The organism is Subdoligranulum sp. DSM 23681 (genome assembly GCF_057005535.1).
Genome location: NZ_CM168050.1, coordinates 2356547 through 2370140, shown reverse-complemented (window position 1 = coordinate 2370140; position 13594 = coordinate 2356547). Strand labels below are relative to the sequence as shown.

General features: G+C 62.1%; 14 protein-coding genes. 10 read left to right on the top strand and 4 right to left on the bottom strand.

Features of this window, described 5'->3' with window-relative positions; translation table 11 throughout:
- Window positions 1-136: 136 nt before the first annotated feature.
- The gene (locus AC127K_RS10930) at window positions 137-1510 is read left to right on the top strand and encodes a citrate synthase (protein WP_483720609.1); all 1374 of its coding nucleotides are present in this window, start codon (window positions 137-139) and stop codon (window positions 1508-1510) included.
- A gap of 64 nt (window positions 1511-1574) precedes the next feature.
- Here AC127K_RS10930 and AC127K_RS10925 read toward each other — a convergent pair whose 3' ends face one another.
- Complete coding sequence (locus AC127K_RS10925) at window positions 1575-2519, bottom strand: AEC family transporter (RefSeq protein ID WP_483720608.1); 945 nt, start codon at window positions 2517-2519, stop codon at window positions 1575-1577.
- A gap of 164 nt (window positions 2520-2683) precedes the next feature.
- On the opposite strand from AC127K_RS10925, the gene AC127K_RS10920 reads away from it, so the two are divergent.
- Together AC127K_RS10920 and AC127K_RS10915 are read left to right on the top strand one after the other, a co-directional pair.
- Window positions 2684-4060 (top strand): uracil-xanthine permease family protein, encoded by a 1377-nt coding sequence (locus tag AC127K_RS10920; protein WP_483720607.1) that lies wholly within the window; start codon window positions 2684-2686, stop codon window positions 4058-4060.
- A 31-nt stretch (window positions 4061-4091) separates the two neighbouring features.
- The gene (locus AC127K_RS10915) at window positions 4092-4451 is read left to right on the top strand and encodes a hypothetical protein (protein ID WP_294541200.1); all 360 of its coding nucleotides are present in this window, start codon (window positions 4092-4094) and stop codon (window positions 4449-4451) included.
- A 58-nt stretch (window positions 4452-4509) separates the two neighbouring features.
- Here the strand turns inward: AC127K_RS10915 and AC127K_RS10910 are convergent, their stop codons facing one another.
- Window positions 4510-4797 carry a hypothetical protein gene (locus AC127K_RS10910; protein ID WP_483720606.1) on the bottom strand — a complete coding sequence of 96 codons (288 nt, stop codon included), beginning with the start codon at window positions 4795-4797 and terminating at the stop codon, window positions 4510-4512.
- A gap of 118 nt (window positions 4798-4915) precedes the next feature.
- Here AC127K_RS10910 and AC127K_RS10905 point away from each other — a divergent pair, with 118 nt between their 5' ends.
- From AC127K_RS10905 to AC127K_RS10880, 6 genes are all read left to right on the top strand, one after another.
- Window positions 4916-5920: a nucleoid-associated protein gene (locus AC127K_RS10905; protein ID WP_294541204.1), complete on the top strand. Its 1005-nt coding sequence runs from the start codon at window positions 4916-4918 to the stop codon at window positions 5918-5920.
- Between the two features lie 75 nt (window positions 5921-5995).
- The gene (locus AC127K_RS10900; protein ID WP_294541206.1) at window positions 5996-7198 is read left to right on the top strand and encodes an LL-diaminopimelate aminotransferase; all 1203 of its coding nucleotides are present in this window, start codon (window positions 5996-5998) and stop codon (window positions 7196-7198) included.
- A gap of 72 nt (window positions 7199-7270) precedes the next feature.
- Window positions 7271-7681 carry a pyridoxamine 5'-phosphate oxidase family protein gene (locus tag AC127K_RS10895; protein ID WP_483720605.1) on the top strand — a complete coding sequence of 137 codons (411 nt, stop codon included), beginning with the start codon at window positions 7271-7273 and terminating at the stop codon, window positions 7679-7681.
- Window positions 7682-7802: 121 nt separating this feature from the next.
- A complete protein-coding gene (locus AC127K_RS10890) occupies window positions 7803-8360 on the top strand; it encodes a sigma-70 family RNA polymerase sigma factor (RefSeq protein ID WP_483720604.1) in 558 nt (185 codons plus the stop codon).
- On the top strand, window positions 8353-9945 hold the full coding sequence (locus AC127K_RS10885) for a hypothetical protein (protein WP_483720603.1): 1593 nt from the start codon (window positions 8353-8355) through the stop codon (window positions 9943-9945). The genes AC127K_RS10890 and AC127K_RS10885 overlap by 8 nt, the downstream gene beginning before the upstream one ends.
- Window positions 9946-10204: 259 nt before the next feature.
- Window positions 10205-10456 (top strand): AbrB/MazE/SpoVT family DNA-binding domain-containing protein, encoded by a 252-nt coding sequence (locus tag AC127K_RS10880; protein WP_294540028.1) that lies wholly within the window; start codon window positions 10205-10207, stop codon window positions 10454-10456.
- Window positions 10457-10463: 7 nt separating this feature from the next.
- On the opposite strand, the gene AC127K_RS10875 is transcribed toward AC127K_RS10880, so the two are convergent.
- Window positions 10464-11153 carry a helix-turn-helix domain-containing protein gene (locus AC127K_RS10875; RefSeq protein ID WP_294540030.1) on the bottom strand — a complete coding sequence of 230 codons (690 nt, stop codon included), beginning with the start codon at window positions 11151-11153 and terminating at the stop codon, window positions 10464-10466.
- Between the two features lie 274 nt (window positions 11154-11427).
- On the opposite strand from AC127K_RS10875, the gene AC127K_RS10870 reads away from it, so the two are divergent.
- A complete protein-coding gene (locus tag AC127K_RS10870; RefSeq protein ID WP_483720602.1) occupies window positions 11428-12054 on the top strand; it encodes a histidine phosphatase family protein in 627 nt (208 codons plus the stop codon).
- 85 nt (window positions 12055-12139) lie between these two features.
- Here AC127K_RS10870 and AC127K_RS10865 read toward each other — a convergent pair whose 3' ends face one another.
- Window positions 12140-13534: a DUF3048 domain-containing protein gene (locus AC127K_RS10865; RefSeq protein WP_483720601.1), complete on the bottom strand. Its 1395-nt coding sequence runs from the start codon at window positions 13532-13534 to the stop codon at window positions 12140-12142.
- Window positions 13535-13594 lie beyond the last annotated feature (60 nt).

The window sequence follows — 13594 nt, the reverse complement described above, 5'->3', positions numbered from 1 at the left end:
TCGATTTCTTAATTTAAGAAAAAGACTTGACGGCAGGCCGGTTATCCTATAAAATTATATTTATCGGCGCTTTTGAGAGGTAAAGCGCTCCACCCGGCATGCCCCGTGCATGCCCGCATAGAGGAGGCGTGAGACGATGTACTATCCCGACGTACCGGCCCTGGAGCCGGAGGACATCCAGCTGTTGTGCGGCGAATATCTGGCCCACAACGCCCACCTTGACCCCCGCGAGGCGGACCGCCTTGGCGTCAAGCGCGGATTGCGCAACCCGGACGGCACCGGCGTACTGGCCGGCATCACCAACGTGTCCAACGTTGTGGGCTACGACAAGCAGCCCGACGGCACGGTCAAACCCATTCCCGGGCGGCTGATCTACCGCGGCATCGACATCGATACCCTGGTGGCCGAGGCCGACGCCCACGACCGGTTCATGTTTGAGGAAGCGGTGTGGCTGCTGCTGTTCGGCAGTCTGCCCACCCCCGAGCAGTTTGCCCGGTTCCGCAAACTGCTGGAGACCCACCGGGAACTGCCCCGGGGCTTTGCGGACGACATGATCCTCAACTCCCCCTCCCCCAACATCATGAACAAGATCGCCCGCAGCGTGCTGGCCATGTACAGCTATGACGAACACGCCGAGGACACCTCTTTGCCCAACATCCTGCGCCAGAGCATCAACCTGATCGCCGAGATGCCCACCATGATGGTCAACGCCTACCAGATCAAGCGCCGGGTGTATGACCGCAGCAGCATGTATTTCCACCTGCCCACCCCGGGCCAGAGCACGGCGGAACATATCCTGTCCACCTACCGGGCGGACCAGAAGTTCACCCACGAGGAAGCCCGCCTGCTGGACCTGTGCCTGCTGGTCCACGCCGACCACGGCGGCGGCAACTGCTCCACCTTCACCTGCCGCGTGCTGTCCAGCTCCGGCACCGACACCTACGCGGCCATCTCGGCGGCCATCGGCGCCCTGAAGGGCCCCAAGCACGGCGGCGCCAACCTGAAGGTCATGCAGCAGCTGGACTACATTCTGGAAAACGTGGAGAACCCCAAGGACGACGGCGAAGTGCGGGAATTCCTGCGCAAGATCATGCGCAAGGAAGCCGGGGACGGCAGCGGCCTGATCTACGGCATGGGCCACGCGGTGTACACCCTCAGCGATCCCCGCGCTCAGATCCTCAAGACCCACGCCCGCCGTCTGGCCTACGCCAAGGGCTTTGATGAGGAGTACGAGATGCTGTGCAGCATTGAACGGCTGGCCCCCGAGATCTTTGCGGAGGAACACCCCAGCGGCAAGCGGGTGTGTGCCAACGTGGACCTGTTCAGCGGGCTGATCTACCGCATGCTGGGCATCAGCAACGACCTGTTCACCCCCCTGTTCGCCATTGCCCGTGTCCCGGGCTGGTGTGCCCACCGGGTGGAGGAAGTGGAGTTTGCCAACCGCATCATCCGCCCCGCCTACAAGTATGTGGGCCATGCCCAGGAGTACGTCCCCCTGGACGAACGGTAACCTTTGTACACAAAAAAGCCGCCCCGGCCGGGGCGGCTTTTTTCTTTTTTAATTCAAGAAAGGGTCAGGCGATATACCCGCCGCTGCGCAGAAGGAAGATCCACAAGGTGAGGGTCAGGGCGGACAGCAGGGTGGTGACCACCGTGACGCTGGCGCTGAGCACCCCTTCGTGGCCCATGTTTTTGGCCATGATGTAGCTGGTGGGGGTGGTGGGGCTGCCCAGCATGATGAGCAGGGCGATGAGCTGTTCGTCCCGGAAGCCCAGCCGCACCGCCAAAGGCAGGAAGACAGCGCACAGGATGCCCACCTTGCACACCGAGGCAAGGAGGGTGGGAACGATCTTGCGCACCGCCCGGGCTCCTTCAAAAGAAGCACCGATGGACAAAAGGGCCAGGGGGCTGGTGAGGGAGGCCAGACTGTCAAAGGTCTTGCTGACCAGGGTGGGCAGTTCAAAGGGCAGCAGGCTGAGCACCGCCCCCGCCGCAATGCCGATGAGGATGGGGTTGGTCACCACCCCTTTGAGTACCGCTCCCGGGTTCAGGGTCCCCTGGCGGGTGGGATTTTCCACCGTGAGGATGGTCACCGCAAAGATGTTGAACAGGGGTACGCTGCCCAGGATCATCAGCGGGGCGGAACCGGCATTGCCGTAGATGTTCTGGATGAAGGCCACCCCCAGGATGGCCGCGCTGCTGCGGTAGCAGGCCTGGACGAACTCCCCCACCAGGGATTTGTCCCGCAGAAAGCGGTGGGCCAGAGCCCAGATGACCAGGATGGACAGGATGGTGACGCCGAAGCAGAAGGCCACATATTTGCCGTCGAAATCATGGACCAGGTCCACTGAAGCCATATCGCAGAGGAGCATGACGGGCAGGGTGACCTTGAACACCAGTTTGTCGGCGGCGGTACAGAAGGCCGGGGGCAGAAACCCCAGGCGGCGCAGCCCCCAGCCGATGGCCATGACCAGGAACACCGGCAGGGTGGCGTTGATGCTGAAGACAAAATTTTCCATAATAAAGCCCTTCTTTGGTTGGCATGATCCTGCTTTATCCTAGCACAACCGGGGCGCGGGGGCAAGGGCAGACTTGCAAGGGCAGGCGGTTTCTGCTATGATGAAGCGGAGAATACCCGCAGCCGTTGCGGGGCCATGTGTAAATTGAGGAGGATGTTTGTTCCATGAGTGAAGAAAAGAAACAGACGCCGCAGAAGCCCGATTATTCCCAGGGCATCTACGACGCCATGACCCTGGGCAAGCCCCGGGTTCTGGTGCTGGGTATCCAGCATATGTTTGCCATGTTCGGCGCAACGGTCCTGGTGCCCCTGATCACCGGCCTGAGCGTTTCCACCACCCTGCTGTGTGCCGGTCTGGGCACGCTGCTGTTCCACCTGATCACCGGCGGCAAGGTCCCCGCCTTCCTGGGGTCCTCCTTCGCCTATCTGGGCGGCTTTGCCATCGTGGCCCCCATGCTGCTGGATGAAAACGGCCAGCAGACCATTCCCAACACCGAAATGCTGCCCTATGCCTGCGCCGGTGTGGCCCTGAGCGGTCTGGTATATGTGCTGTTCAGCCTGCTGATCTCGGTGTTCGGCATCCGCCGCATCATGAAGCTCTTCCCGCCCGTGGTCACCGGCCCCATCATCATTGCCATCGGCCTGATCCTGGCGCCTTCCGCCATCACCAACTGCGAGACCAACTGGCTGCTGGCCTTTGTGGCCCTGGGCACCGTCATCGTCTGCAACATCTGGGGCAAGGGCATGGTCAAGATCCTGCCCATCCTGCTGGGTGTTATCGTGTCCTATGTGGTGGCTCTGGTCACCGGCGCGGTGGACTTTTCCAGCGTGGCTGACGCCGCCTGGTTCGGCATTCCGGTGCATCCCCAGTCCATGGGTCTGTTCGCCATTGACGGCAGCCCCGAATTCATCAGCGCCATGCTGACCATCGTGCCCATCGCCCTGGCCACCATGATGGAGCACATCGGCGACATCGCTTCCATCAGCGCCACCGCCGGCAAGAACTTCATCCGTGACCCCGGCCTGAACCGCACCCTGCTGGGTGACGGTCTGGCCACCAGCATGGCCGGCCTGCTGGGCGGCCCCGCCAACACCACCTACGGTGAAAACACCGGCGTGCTGGCCCTGACCAAGATCTACGATCCCCTGGTCATCCGCATTGCCGCCGTGTTTGCCATCGTGCTGAGCTTCAGCCCCAAGTTTGACGCCATCATCAACTCCATCCCCGCCGGCATCATCGGCGGCATCAGCTTCGTGCTGTACGGCATGATCTCCGCCATCGGCGTGCGCAACGTGGTGGAAAACCAGGTGGACTTCACCAACTCCCGCAACCTGATCATCGCCGCTGTCATCCTGGTCTGCGCCCTGGGCTTCAACTCGGTGGGCGGTCTGACCTTCATGGTGGCCGGTGTGTCCATCAACCTGTCCGGTCTGGCCATCGCCGCCATCGCCGGCATCCTGCTCAACGCCCTGCTGCCCGGAAACACCTACGAGTTCGACGACGGCACCGGCACCGGCGAGGGTGCCAGCCTGCGCGTCTGATCCTATCTTTTTTCCAAAGGAGGCGGGTTCCATGCCCAGTCAGCTTTCCGCAGCCGACTTTCTTTCCCTGCGCATGCAGTACAAAAACACCCAGACGGAGGAGGAATGGCCCGCCGCCATCGAGCATGACTTTGCAGACGGGCGGATGGTGGATCACTACTTTGTGGTGCCCGCCCCCTCCCTGCTGGAAGATCCGGCGGTGAAAGACCTGGGGGAAGTGGTGGGACTGCTGTTCCTGCAGCAGCCCGACGGCGCCCCCTGGCAGGTACTCCTCCATGAGACTTCCATGGTCCGGGATGTGACCTTTGAGATGCCGGAGGAGGAATTCCGCCGTCTGCTGGAAAACAACCATCTGATCCTGCCCGGGGAACCGGGCTTCCAGATGCCGTGACAAACCCAAAACAGGCCCTGCCGAAAAGGCAGGGCCTGTTTTTTTGCGGGTGCAGCGGTCAATAGATGGCTTCCTCCCGCCATTTCATCAGCCGACGCACGGTGTCGTCGTCCTCCACCCAGCCGTCCTCCCCGGGACGGGCGCCGGGGGCATAGCTCTGCATCACCCCGGGGCTGCTGCCGTCCAGGAAGGCTTTGGCCGCCTTCTGGCGGCAGGGCAGGGTCCGGCGCAGGTACTCGTCATACCGCGGGGTGTGGGGCGGGGCGGGGGCATGGGGGTCCGGCTGTGCCCCCCGCAGGTCGGTGGCATGGCAGACGGTCACAGGGCCGCAGAAAGAAAAAATCATGGGGCGGTCACATCCTTTCACCCTTCAGTATCTCCCCCGCCGGGAATCTTATCCTCTGTCCAAGGGCGCCAAAATGTGGTATACTGGGGCAAGACATCAAACGAAAGGAACCCTTTGCATGGACATCAAACTGAACCAGGTCATCTTCCATCTGCTGGACTCGGGAGCATCCGAACCGGTGCTGTCCGACCGCCCCATGGACATGGACGCCAACCTGTACGAATACTTCACCCTCTGCCTGGAAAAGGCCTTTGCCAGCGACGACGGCAAAAACTGCCGGTTCCTGCCCGATTCCGCCTTTTTGCAGGAGATGCAGCAGAACCAGGATTTTATCGATCTGTCCCGCCGCATTGCGGGGGTGGTTTTTGACCAGATGCTCCAGTACCCGGACATTCCTTCCGGCGATCTGGCCATTGTGGATTTCAGCGTGCAGGGGGTGCCCTATTACGGGGTGCTCAAGCTGAACTACCGCCCCGGCTACACCCATGTGACCAACGTCATGGGCAACGGCCAGTGCAGCACCATCGCCCCCCAGCGGACCATTCTGCCGGGTAACCCCAAGGCCGACGAGGCCGCCCTCATTGACCGGGCCAACCTGACCATCCGGCTGATCGAAAAGCGGTACACCATGGACGACAAGAAGGACTTTTACCTGTCCACCCGGGTGTTCAGCTGCACCCAGGCTTTGCCGGAAAAAGAAAAGCTGAAGGCCGTGTGCGAGACCGCTGTGGCCGCCGTGCAGGCCGCCTACCCCGAAGCCGCCGAGCTGGAGGACGTGCCTCCCTTTGACGGCGGCACCGAGACGGCGGTGGAGCTGATGGTGCGCAACCAGGCGGTGGAGAATACCATTGCGGTGGAGGACGTGCGTGCCCGCATTGAGGAGCAGTATCCCCTGGCCGCCCCCGCCTTTGACGAGGCCCTGGCCGAGACCGGGGTGACCCCAACCGACCGGGTGACCGTCTCCCCTGCCCGGATGAAGCGGCTGGAAAGCCGCAGCTTCAAGACCGAGCGGGGCATCGAGATCAAGATCCCTGCCGAGCTGTGCAACAGCGACGAGGCGGTGGAGTTCATCCACAGCGCCGGGGGCGGGCTGTCCATCCTGATCAAGGACGTTCTTGTGTAAAGCGCATTGCACCATCCGGGGTTTTGTGTTAAAATAAATTCATTTCTTAGTTCCATTTTTCAGGGGGGAAATCATATGAAAGTCAACAAGCATTACGCAGAGCTGGAAGAGAGCTACCTGTTCAGCACCATCGCCCACAAGGTGGCGGACTACCAGGCCGCTCATCCCGACAAGGACATCATCCGGCTGGGCATCGGCGACGTGACCCTGCCTCTGGCCAAGAGCGTGGTCAAGGCCCTGCACGAGGCCAGCGAGGAACAGGGACACAAGGAGACCTTCCACGGCTACATTCCCAGCGAGCAGGGGTATCCCTTCCTGCGGGAAGCCATCCAGAAATACTACGCCGGCCGCGGCGTGGCGCTGGACACCGCCGAGATCTTCATCTCCGACGGCGCCAAGAGCGACCTGGGCAACCTGCTGGACCTGTTTGACGTGGACAACACCGTGCTGGTGCCCGACCCCGTCTACCCCGTCTATGTGGACGACAACGTCATGGCCGGCCGCCGCATCGCCTACATGCCCGCCAACGCGGACAACGGCTTCCTGCCCATGCCCAGCGATTCCCTGAAGGGGGACATCGTCTACCTGTGCAGCCCCAACAACCCCACCGGCGCCACCTACACCGTGGACCAGCTGAAGGTCTGGGTGGACTGGGCCAAGGCCAACAACGCCGTCATCCTGTTTGACGCCGCCTACGAGTGCTTTGTCAGCGAGCCCGGTCTGGCCCGCAGCATCTTTGAGGTGGAGGGCGCCAAGGAGTGCGCCATCGAGGTGTGCAGCTTCTCCAAGATCGCCGGCTTCACCGGCACCCGCTGCGGCTACACCGTGGTGCCCCAGGCCCTGGAACGGGAAGGCATGAGCCTGAACAAGATGTGGCTGCGCCGCCAGACCACCAAGTTCAACGGCGTTGCCTACATCGTGCAGCGGGCGGCGGCCGCCGTCTTCACCGAGGAAGGCATGAAGGAGATCCAGGAGAACCTGGACTACTACCGCCGCAACGCCGCCGTCATCGGCGCAGCGCTGGACAAGGCCGGTGTGTGGTACTGCGGCGGCAAGAACAGCCCCTACATCTGGCTGAAGTGCCCCGGCAACATGGGCAGCTGGCAGTTCTTTGACTGGCTGCTGGAGACCGCCGGTGTGGTGGGTACCCCCGGCGAGGGCTTCGGCGCCTGCGGCGAAGGATATTTCCGCCTGACCGCTTTCGGCGACGCCGACCGCACCAAGGAAGCCGCCGACCGGATTCTGGCGGCCATCAAGACGCTTCCGTCCGGCTGCTGAACCACCGCTTTGCGGCCTTTCGGCAACACCGGTTCAACCTTTTTCATCACATATAAACGGGGAGGGACCGTTATGCAGCCCAGCGAAGAGATCATGAAATTCCTGAAAGACAACCCTACTTTCTATCTGGCCACGGTGGACGGATATCTGCCGCGGGTGCGGCCCATGGGCTTTGCCATGTGGTACAAGGACCACCTGTGTCTGGCCATCGGCAAGCACAAGGCTACCTACAAACAGTTGCTGGACAACACCAATCTGGAAATCTGCGCCGCCAACGACCGCGGCGAGTGGATGCGGATCCAGGGCACCGCCAACTTTGACAACAGCCCCGAAGCCCAGGAGGCGGCCTTCAAGACCGCCCCGCAGCTGGAGGACATCTACAACGACGAGAGCGGCCTGAAGCTGGGTATCGTCTATCTGGACCATATCTCGGCCAAGCTGTTCTCCATGTCCGGCACCGTCAAGGACATTCTCAGCTACTGAGTTTTTCGTTGATTTCCCCGTCCTTTGCAAAAAGGGCGGGGATTTTTTTGATTTACGCGTGACTTTTCGCCCCGGTTGGGCGTCTGGATGGATGAAGGGCCCAACAAAGGAGGAAACCAACTTGCACACTGTCAATGACCAAGAGCTGCTGGCGCTGCTCTGCCGTGACCCTCAGACCGGGCTGGCCGCCGTGCTGGACAACTACGGCGCCATGATCCACGGCATCGTGCGGCGGGTGCTGCCGGACGCCGCCCAGGATGCGGAGGAATGTGTGGCCGACGTGCTGGTGGCGGTCTGGCGCCATGCGCCGGACCTGCAAAGGGAAGCCGGTAGCCTGAAAGGCTGGCTGTGCGTCACCGCCCGCAACACCGCCATCACCCGCTGGCGTGCCTTGCGCCGCAAGGGCACGGTCCCCCTGGACGAAGCCATCGCCGGGGACTGGCTGCTGACACCCCAGCCCACCGAGGCTGAGGAGCGCATCCAGGCTCTGGTGCTGGAACTGGAGGAACCGGACCGCACCATCTTTCTGCGGCGGTACTACCTGCTGGAACCGGCCCGGGAGATCGCCCTGGTGCTGCATATGACCGAACACAACGTCAACGTGCGCTTATCCCGCGGGCGCGCCAAGCTGCGCCGGAGATTCACCGAAAGCGAAACGGAGGAAACCCGCCATGCGTAAATCTGAACATCCCGATTCCGTGGCCGCCCGCCTGAGCGAGATGCCGGTGGGGCAGGCACCCCTGCGCGCCGACCAGCGCGACCGCATCCTGGCCATGGCCTGCGAGAAGGCCGGCTTGGAACCCCCGCAGACCGAGGAGGAACCCGATGCCGCCCCGGCGGTGTACAAGGCTCCCCGCCGTCCCCTGCGCAAAGCAGGCGTCCTGGCGGCGGCCGTGGCCGCTGTGTGCGCCCTGTCCCTGGGGGTGGCAGCGGTGGGCCCCGCCCTGCTGCAGCTGGGCCGCGGCGAAATCGACTTTTTTAATAATGCCCCCGACCCCGCCACCGCGGAAAATGCCCTGGATGCCCCCCACGGCAGCTTTTCCACTGCCGCCGAGGCCATGGCCGACCACACCGTGGCCATCGGCCAGACCTGCGAGAGCAATGGCCTTTCCATGACGCTGGAGAGCGTTTCCATGGACACCGCCGCCATGAACCTGTTCCTGACCATCCGCAAGGACAACCTGATCCCCGACCTGCTGGACCGTCCGGGGGGCAGCGACTATTTCGGCCAGAGCGACCTGAGCGCCCTGCTGGGCTGGATGCCCACCTTTGGCGGCGATGCAGGCCAGGGGCCCCTCATCAACGGTCAGGCGGTCTGTTCGGCCAGCTACCAGGTGCAGGACTTCTACCGGGTGGACGACAACACCCTGCAGGTCTGGGTGCACTACAGCCTCACCGGCCTGCCGGAAGGCGACACCCTGACCGTTGATCTGGACGAATGCTACAACGCCCTGGGCGTGGACGGAAGCTGGTCCTTCACCTTCACCCTGGACGCCGCCCAGGTGCGGGCCCAGAGCCTGAGTGCCCAACCCGGCATCTACGATATGGGGCAGACCTACACCGCAGACCTGGAAGGCAAGGTGGTTCTGGACGCGCCCCTGCGCCTGCGGCGTCTGGCCTTCGGCCCGGTGGGCGGCGTGATGGTGGTGGACTGCGGGGATGACCCGGCCATGCTGGAACCGGACAACGTCACCGTGACCGGCAGCACTGCGGGATTGTTCCCCGGTTTGCTCCTGATCAGCGACAACACCGGCAAGGAACTATACACCATCCATACGCAGGGGTATTATACCTCCAGCGAACCTGCCGTCTACGACGTTACCCCGCCGGCAGACGGCGCCACCGAACTGACCCTGACCCCCGTGGTGCACAAGGGGGAATATGATCCCCAGGAACGCACCCTGACCACCGAGGAGATGAAGCAGGGCGTGACCGTGGCCACCACCGACGTGAGCGGCTTCACCGTGCGCAACTACAAAGTGGAGAACGGCTCCATCAGCTACGAGCTGGTCCCCTACGGGCTGTCCAGCCCCACCGAGATCATTCCCGACGATGATGATCTGGTGACCATGATCAACGGCCACAGTGCCATGTCCAGCGCCACCGCCGACCCCAGGACCGGCGTGTGGAGCTGCCGCCTGGACTATTACGCCGCCACCGACGAGGAACTGGAATCCATTGCCACCTGGCGCTATTACTTTGAACCAGGCTACGAGGCAGATACCGCCCACAGCCTGACCCTGCCCCTGAGCGCCCAAAACTGAGAAGAGAATTTTCTGTCCGGGATTCCGGGCATACGAAAAGCCGCCGCCCTGCATCACGCGGGACGGCGGCTTTTTGCATAAAAAACCAACAGTCTGGTTTTATTTCCAAATATTGACAAATCTTCCAAAATATCGTATACTATCCACAAGAAGTTGCGGCCGGCGTCAGAATACGACAGCAAATATAGTTTTTCGGCCCATCAAGAAAGCCCGGTACCGCCTTTTGGCGCGGCGGGCATGGAGCGGGAGGGAACCCAGTATGAAATCGACAGGCATCATCCGCAATGTGGACGGTCTGGGGCGCATCGTGCTGCCCAAGGATCTGCGCAAACAGTTCGGCGTCACGCCGGATACACCTTTGGAAATCATGACCGACGGAGACTGCATCGTCCTGCGCAAATATCGGCCGGCAGGCTGCTGCGAATTCTGCGGAGATGTCTCCGATGACGTGGTGGTATTCCACGGCAAGCCCATCTGCGGGGCCTGCCGTCGGGCCTTGGCTTCGATGTAAGCAGGGATCAGCGCTGCAGGCCGCGCACGGCTTCCTCGCTGTTTTTGACCAGATTCATCAGGCTGGTGGCATGGCGGGGATATTCCCGGGCCAGACTTTCGGTGGTCATGCTGAACACCGCCGGGTCGGGGGCGGGACCGCCCTCATCTTCCCCGGCCAGCACCGCGGCCAGTTCCCCCTGCTGGGCTGCCATGGCCGCATCCGCGGCATGCTGCCACCGGGCCGGACTGACCCGGAACAGGCTGGCCACATTCTTGGGGGCAGACTGGTACAGCTGGCGGAACATACCATAGACTGCCAGCATGAGATAGTTGCTCACCGCCGTGACCACCCGTTTGTCCCGACACTGGTCCAGCTTGTCAAACAGGATATCCAACGAATTTTCGATCAGTTTTTTGTACATGGTAGGCAGTACGCTGCCGCGGTAGACACTGCCGGAGGTGGAACTGCCTTCGGGCAGGTCCTCCACCGTGATGGTCTGACCGCTGCGTTCCGCGCTGCGCCCCAGCAGATAATCACAGGAGACCCCGTAATAATCGGCCACCTGCACCACGAATTCCAGGCCGCATTCCCGGATGCCTTTTTCGTAGTGGGAAAGCTGCGCCTGACTGATGCCCAGGTCACTGGCCGCCTGTTTCTGGGTGATGCCACGTTCTTTTCGCAGCAGGGTAATGATTCGGTTGAATTCCATTGCCATCTCGTTGCCGTCCTTCACACTCTTTACATAGTGTTGATTATATCTGCGAAAAAACGCTTTGTAAAGACCGGTTTCGCCAAGTTTTTCGGCTTTTTTTCGGCAGTTTGTGCAAAAAGTTGCTGAACAAACTAGATATTGGCCTTTTGCACAAACCAAGGGTACAAATATTGTGTCCCCAAATTTTACCAACCCCAAGGAAGTTTCAAAATTGTAATAATTTTGTAACCTTTTATTTTTTCCCATTTCGACATTTTTCCCACAGGAGGGACGTATTTTGAAATATTTCAAGCTTCATCTGATCCGCCACGGCCTGACCGCCGCCAACCTGGAAGGCCGTTATATCGGCAGCGGCACCGATCTTTCCCTGTGTGAGGAGGGCCGGACCGGACTGCTGGAACTGAAACGGGAATTCGAGTACCCTCAGGTGGGACTGGTGTTCACCTCTCCCCTGCTGCGGGCCAAGGAGACGGCGGAGATCCTGTATCCGGGGGTGCGCACCATTGCGCTGCAGGATCTGCGGGAGATGGGCTTCGGCGTGTTCGAGAATCGTCTGCTCACCGAGCTGGCCCAGGACCCGGACTTTGCCGCCTGGATGGACCCCACCAGCGAGAAGGTCCCCGAAGGGGCCGAAAGCCGGCAGTCCTTTGCCGACCGGTCCGGCGGCATGCTCATGAAACTGTTTGAGTTCATGATCAAGACCCATACCGAGGAGGCCGCCTGTGTGACCCACGGCGGGGTCATCATGAACATGCTGGCCCGCCACGCCCTGCCCCAGCGCCGCCCCGAGGAGTGGATGACCGATCCGGGCTGCGGGTACAGTCTGCGGCTGGACACCGCCATGTGGATGCGGGATCATCTGGCCGAGGCCTACGATGTGGTGCCCCGGGGATACCTGGACTGACAGGATCCCTGCAAAACGCATAAAAATTTCCCGGCAGGAAAAATACCTGCCGGGAATTTCTTTTGTTCCTATATAAGGTAAGGCCTCATTCGGCGGGGGTCTCCCCTTCCGGCGCGGGCGTGGGTTCCGGGGCCGGTGTGGGCGTACCGAAAACCGCATCATAGTTTGCCTGAGCCGTGGCCAGAGCATCGTTGGCGGCGGTCAGCCGCTGGGCGGCCGCTTCATCGTCGGCGGTGTCCTCGGTGGCAGCGGCATCGGTCACCGCCTGCTGGGCAGCAGCCAGCTCCGCCTGGGCGGCCAGCAGGGCATTCTGGATGTCCTGGTTGTGCTGGGCAGCCGCAGCCACATCATCCGGAACGCCGCTTTCCAGCAGGACCGGCTTCACCGGCAGGGACTGCTCGGTGCCGTCAGCGGCAAACAGCTGCAGGGACTGGCCGTAATAGCCGCCCCATACGGCCAGATAGGTCTTGCCGGGATTGACGGCCAGCGTGGCGCCGGAGGCATCGGTCAGGGACAGGGGCGCCGTGGCATCCCCCTTGGTCCAGTTGATCTGCTCCCAGGCACCATCGGTCAGGTACAGCCCGGTGCCGCCGGACAGATCATACTGGCGGGTATAGCCGTCATCCTTGATGCCGCTGGAAGCGTACAGCACCAGCACATTTTTGAAAGAAGCCTGCTGGCCGCTGTCGGTGTCCATGGTGGGGGTGCCGTCCACGTTGTGGCGCAGATACACCCCGTTGGCGGCGTCGTACTTCAGTTCGGTCCCGGCCGTCTGGGAGAAGGTGATATACAGATCGGTACCGTTCTGGGCGGCGGGAGCCTGCTTCTCCTCGAAGTGGAACAAAGGCATGTTGGCCCCGGTGGTATCCATGCTGTAGTTGGCCAGACCGCCGCTGATCAGGTCCGCGGTGGTGTACCAGCAGTTTTCCTCCCGGTAGCCGTTGGCGTAGCGGTCCGCGTCAAAGGCAAAGCCGGAGGTGCCCACATTCAGGCCGTCCATGTCCTGGTAGGTCAGCACATTGAGCAGGTTGGAGGCATAGGTGGTCTTGCCGATATGCACCGGCACCGCATTGAGGGGCAGAGAGAACTGCAGGCTCAGGTCGGTGACCTTGCCCACAGGCCCCACCTTGCTGATATCGGCACGGGTGGCAAATACGGCGGTCAGGCTGGTATCGTACCCCTCGCTGACGCCCTCCACCAGCAGATCGGCCTTGCCCACGCCCCACTGGGGGGTGGAGCCGTCCCCGCTGCGCAGGGTCACCGCCACCGGGCGCTGGTTGTTGTAATCGGTCTCGGTGGTCTGGCCGGTGAGCGGGTTAGTGTTGTTGGCCGGTGCCGGCGTGGGGGTCGGCGCCGCTGTGGGAGAGGCCGTGGCACTGCCGGCCGCCTCCTCGGTTTCATCAGGCAAACCGGGCAGCGTACAGCCGGCCAGCATCATGACAGACAGCGCTGCGGCCGCCAAACGGATGGTTTTTCTCATACGGTTCCCTCTATACAGTGCAGGGCACACGCCCCGGATGATAGCCGCAAAGGCGCACGG

Coding starts and splice junctions, on each gene's coding strand:
- AC127K_RS10930 (WP_483720609.1), top strand. CDS start 137: ATGTACTATCCCGACGTACCGGCCCTGGAGCCGGAGGACATCCAGCTG.
- AC127K_RS10925 (WP_483720608.1), bottom strand. CDS start 2,519: ATGGAAAATTTTGTCTTCAGCATCAACGCCACCCTGCCGGTGTTCCTG.
- AC127K_RS10920 (WP_483720607.1), top strand. CDS start 2,684: ATGAGTGAAGAAAAGAAACAGACGCCGCAGAAGCCCGATTATTCCCAG.
- AC127K_RS10915 (WP_294541200.1), top strand. CDS start 4,092: ATGCCCAGTCAGCTTTCCGCAGCCGACTTTCTTTCCCTGCGCATGCAG.
- AC127K_RS10910 (WP_483720606.1), bottom strand. CDS start 4,797: ATGATTTTTTCTTTCTGCGGCCCTGTGACCGTCTGCCATGCCACCGAC.
- AC127K_RS10905 (WP_294541204.1), top strand. CDS start 4,916: ATGGACATCAAACTGAACCAGGTCATCTTCCATCTGCTGGACTCGGGA.
- AC127K_RS10900 (WP_294541206.1), top strand. CDS start 5,996: ATGAAAGTCAACAAGCATTACGCAGAGCTGGAAGAGAGCTACCTGTTC.
- AC127K_RS10895 (WP_483720605.1), top strand. CDS start 7,271: ATGCAGCCCAGCGAAGAGATCATGAAATTCCTGAAAGACAACCCTACT.
- AC127K_RS10885 (WP_483720603.1), top strand. CDS start 8,353: ATGCGTAAATCTGAACATCCCGATTCCGTGGCCGCCCGCCTGAGCGAG.
- AC127K_RS10880 (WP_294540028.1), top strand. CDS start 10,205: ATGAAATCGACAGGCATCATCCGCAATGTGGACGGTCTGGGGCGCATC.
- AC127K_RS10875 (WP_294540030.1), bottom strand. CDS start 11,153: ATGGCAATGGAATTCAACCGAATCATTACCCTGCTGCGAAAAGAACGT.
- AC127K_RS10865 (WP_483720601.1), bottom strand. CDS start 13,534: ATGAGAAAAACCATCCGTTTGGCGGCCGCAGCGCTGTCTGTCATGATG.